Annotated in this window: 4 protein-coding genes and 1 pseudogene; 3 read left to right on the top strand and 2 right to left on the bottom strand. The window is 70.7% G+C overall.

Annotation, left to right across the window (positions count from 1 at the left end; all coding sequences use genetic code 11):
* A pseudogene (locus tag GJ632_RS25640) lies at window positions 1-364 on the bottom strand (class I SAM-dependent methyltransferase); the annotation flags it as partial.
* Window positions 365-430: 66 nt separating this feature from the next.
* On the opposite strand from GJ632_RS25640, the gene GJ632_RS20380 reads away from it, so the two are divergent.
* Window positions 431-1,057 (top strand): GNAT family N-acetyltransferase, encoded by a 627-nt coding sequence (locus GJ632_RS20380; protein ID WP_191453877.1) that lies wholly within the window; start codon window positions 431-433, stop codon window positions 1,055-1,057.
* Window positions 1,058-1,103: 46 nt separating this feature from the next.
* On the opposite strand, the gene GJ632_RS20375 is transcribed toward GJ632_RS20380, so the two are convergent.
* Window positions 1,104-1,511 carry a helix-turn-helix domain-containing protein gene (locus tag GJ632_RS20375; protein ID WP_197428123.1) on the bottom strand — a complete coding sequence of 136 codons (408 nt, stop codon included), beginning with the start codon at window positions 1,509-1,511 and terminating at the stop codon, window positions 1,104-1,106.
* A gap of 117 nt (window positions 1,512-1,628) precedes the next feature.
* Between GJ632_RS20375 and GJ632_RS20370 the strand changes: the two genes are divergently transcribed.
* Complete coding sequence (locus GJ632_RS20370) at window positions 1,629-2,288, top strand: NAD(P)-dependent oxidoreductase (RefSeq protein WP_191453876.1); 660 nt, start codon at window positions 1,629-1,631, stop codon at window positions 2,286-2,288.
* A gap of 82 nt (window positions 2,289-2,370) precedes the next feature.
* Window positions 2,371-3,231: an SDR family oxidoreductase gene (locus GJ632_RS20365; RefSeq protein WP_343161289.1), complete on the top strand. Its 861-nt coding sequence runs from the start codon at window positions 2,371-2,373 to the stop codon at window positions 3,229-3,231.
* The last annotated feature ends 208 nt before the right edge of the window (window positions 3,232-3,439 follow it).

Here is a 3,439-nt window from a genome sequence, read left to right as displayed (position 1 = left end):
CCCACCGCCACCGCGGGGTCCGGGAGGTGGTGCAGGGCGTCCACGACGACGACGGCGTCCACGCTGTCGTCGCGGAGGGGGAGCGTCCGCGCGTCGGCGTGGACGGCGCCGAACCCGTCGGCCCGCGCGCGTCGAGCATCCCCCGCGAGAAGTCGACGACCACCGGGTCGAGGCCCTCGCCGGCGAGTGCGCGCGCGGCGCGACCGGTGCCCCCGGCCACGTCCAGCACCCGTTCGACCGGTCGGTGGGCGAACGCGAGTCCCGCGCGGAGCGATTCGGCGTCCGCCGAGGGCATCGCGAGGTCGTAGAGCCCGGCGATGCGGTCGAAGAAGCGCACGTCACCGGGACCGTGGAGTCTCGACATACCCGGGCTACGGCGTCGAGGGTGAAGAACCGACGGACTCAACCCACCAGCCGTCGACGTTCGACCATGCAGTTCGTCCTCCTCGGCTGGCCTGACGAGGGGCCGACGCTCCGTCTGGACTACCGGCGGTTCGCCTACGCCGGGAAGTTCGTCATGTCGAACACGGGCAAGGCCGTCGTCGTGGACCGGTGGGACACGCGGTCGGTCCCCTCGACGGAGTACGACACCGGCGTCGTCGCCGCCGTCGCGTTCAACGCCGACCGGACCGACGCCTCGACGCTGTGGATTCGCTACGTCACCGTCCGCGCCGACCGGAAGGGCGAGACGCTCGGTCCGCGACTCTGCGCGTTCCTCGCGAGGGCGGCCCGCGGCGCGGGCTACGAGACGCTGAAGATAGCCGTCAACAACCCGTTCGCCTACGAGGCCCTCCACAAGGCCGGGTTCGCCTGGACCGGTGAGACGACGGGGCTGGCCGAACTCGTCCTCGAACGGCCGGCCGACGCCCCGGCGACGCGACACACGGCGACCTACCGGGCGGGACTCGACCGGTACCGCGACCGCGACCTCGGCGACCCCGAGTCCTCGTTCCTCGACTCGCGGGCGGGGGCGACGCCGCCGACCCTCGTCGCGGCGGCGCGACCGACCGCCCCGCTCTCGGCCGGTGACGGCCGTTCACTCTCGGATACGCCGTGAGACGACCCCTCGATTCGGCGTCGGGACGGGACGGCGAGAATCGACGTCAGAGTTCGTGCTCGATGGCCCAGTGGTGGAGGTGCGCGAACACGGGAAACAGCGACTCCGCCTTCGCCGTCGGCGTGTACTCCACGCGGGGCGGGACCTCGTCGTAGGCCTCGCGGTCGAGCAATCCGGCGTCCGTCAGTTCTCGCAATCGCGTCGAGAGCGTGTTCGGCGCGATGTCGAGTTCGGTCTCCAGGTCGGTGAACCGGAGCGACCCCTCGGCGAACGCGAACGCGCTCAGAACCGCCATCGTGTGGGTCTTGCCGAGGAGGTCGAGGAGGTCCGCGACCGTTCGCCGGATGCGCTCCTGTTCGTCGGGAGCGAACGATTCGCGGAGCGCGGTGGCCTCCTCACGCGACAGTCCGGCGCTCAAATCGGGCACGTCCGGCGGGTCGCTCGTTCCAGTCATGGACAGCGTATCGTAGTCACTTGCCGATTTGTATCTTTGGGTCTCAGCCAGCACAGGGCCCGATACTTCGAAACTTCGAAGTTGTAAGTATATCTCGTCAGAGGCCCTGTCTCACGTATGCGAATCGCAGTAATCGGCGCGACCGGTCGAACCGGCGTCCCCCTCGTCGAACAGGCGCTCGAACGCGGCCACGAGGTGGTCGCCTTCGTCCGAGACGAGGCGAAACTGCCGTCGGCGGTCCGGACCGACGACCGGGTCACCGTCGTCGCGGGCGACGCCTACACCGGGGAGGGCGTCGGCCACGCTCTCGCCGGCGACGGCGACCCCGTCGACGCCGTCGTCAGCGTCCTCGGACAGACGTCTTCGGGGCCGGACGACCTCCTGACGGAGGCCGGCCGACACGTCGTCGCCGCGATGGACGAACACGGCGTCGACCGGTTCGTGACGCTGGTCGGGGCGGGCGTCCGCGAGGAGGGCGAGTCGGTCAGTCTCGGCGGGCGGACGATGGGCGCGCTGCTGAAACTGATGGCGAGGTCGGTCCTCGACGACGCAAAGGAGCACGTCGAGATGGTGCGGGCGAGCGACACGCGCTGGACGGTCGTTCGCGGGCCGCGACTCACCGAGGGCGCTCACACGGGTCAGTTCCGACACGGGACGGACCTCTCGCTCGGCGTGCGCGCCGCCGCCGCGCGGGCGAACGTCGCCGACTTCGTCCTCGACTGCCTCGAAGAGGACCTGTACGTCCACGAGATGCCGAAGGTCGCGGACGACCGATGAGCGGCCAGCGCACCGACCTCGACCGTCCCTCCGTCGCGGTTCGGAGCGGGCTCGCAGTCGTCCTCGGCTCCCGGAGGAACCCGTGACGGCGGTCGTACTGGTCACCGGCGCGACCGGGACCGTCGGACGGCACGTGGTCGCCGCGCTGTCGGACCGGGCGGTCACCGTCAGGAGCGCGGTTCGCGACCCCGAGTCGGTCCCGGACGAACTCGCGGCCGCCGGGGCCGCGGTCGAGTTCGACTTCGCGAAGCCCGAGACGTGGGGGGAAGCGCTGGCGGACGCCGACGGCGTCTTCGTCATGCGGCCGCCGGCCGTGGACGAAGCGGACGTGAAGGCGTTCGTCGACGCCGCCGGGCGCGTCGGCGTCGGCCACGTCGCCTACCTCTCGACGCTCGGCGCCGAGAAGAACGTCCTCGTCCCGCACCACAGAATCGAGAAGCGAATCGCGGCGACGGGCGTCGACTACACGTTCTTGCGAGCGTCCTTCTTCGTGCAGAACCTCCTCGAAGTCCACCGGGCGGACGTCGTCGAACGCGACGAGATATTCGTGCCGGCCGGCCGGGGAGAGACCAGTTTCGTGGACGCACGGGACGTCGGCGAGGCGGCGGCAGTCGTCCTGACCGAGTCCGGCCACGCCGACCGGGCCTACGACCTCACCGGGCCCGAAGCGCTGGACTACGAGCAGGTCGCCGCCGTCTTCAGCGACGTTCTGGGTCGACCCATCACGTATCCGAACCCTTCCCTGTTGGCGTTCGCGAGGCGGATGCGCCGGCGCGGAACGCCGCTCGGTTTCGTCGTCCTCATGTGCGGCATCTACACCACCGCACGACTCGGATTGGCCGACCGCGTGACCGACGACTGCCGACGGCTCCTCGGGCGACGCCCGCGGCGGATGCGGGCGTTCGTCGAAGACCACGCGGACGACTTCGCGCGGGACTCGTAGCCGACCGAGCGACCACCGCAGCGAAGCGCCTCGGAACGCGCGGCGCGGCCGCCGATTCGGAGTCCGGAGTCGGCGGGACGACAACCGTTAATGCGACTGGCGGTCCAAGCGAGGGCAATGGGTAACGCAGATTTACGCGCGCTCGCCGCGCTGTCGGACGTCTCGTTCGACGACGTCGCGGGGAGGCGTCGTCGCCGTCGACGCCGAC

Origin of the sequence: Halogeometricum sp. CBA1124 (genome assembly GCF_009741955.1) — an archaeon.
Classification (GTDB): Archaea; Halobacteriota; Halobacteria; order Halobacteriales; family Haloferacaceae; genus Halogeometricum; species Halogeometricum rufum.
This window is presented reverse-complemented; position numbering and strand designations above follow the sequence as displayed.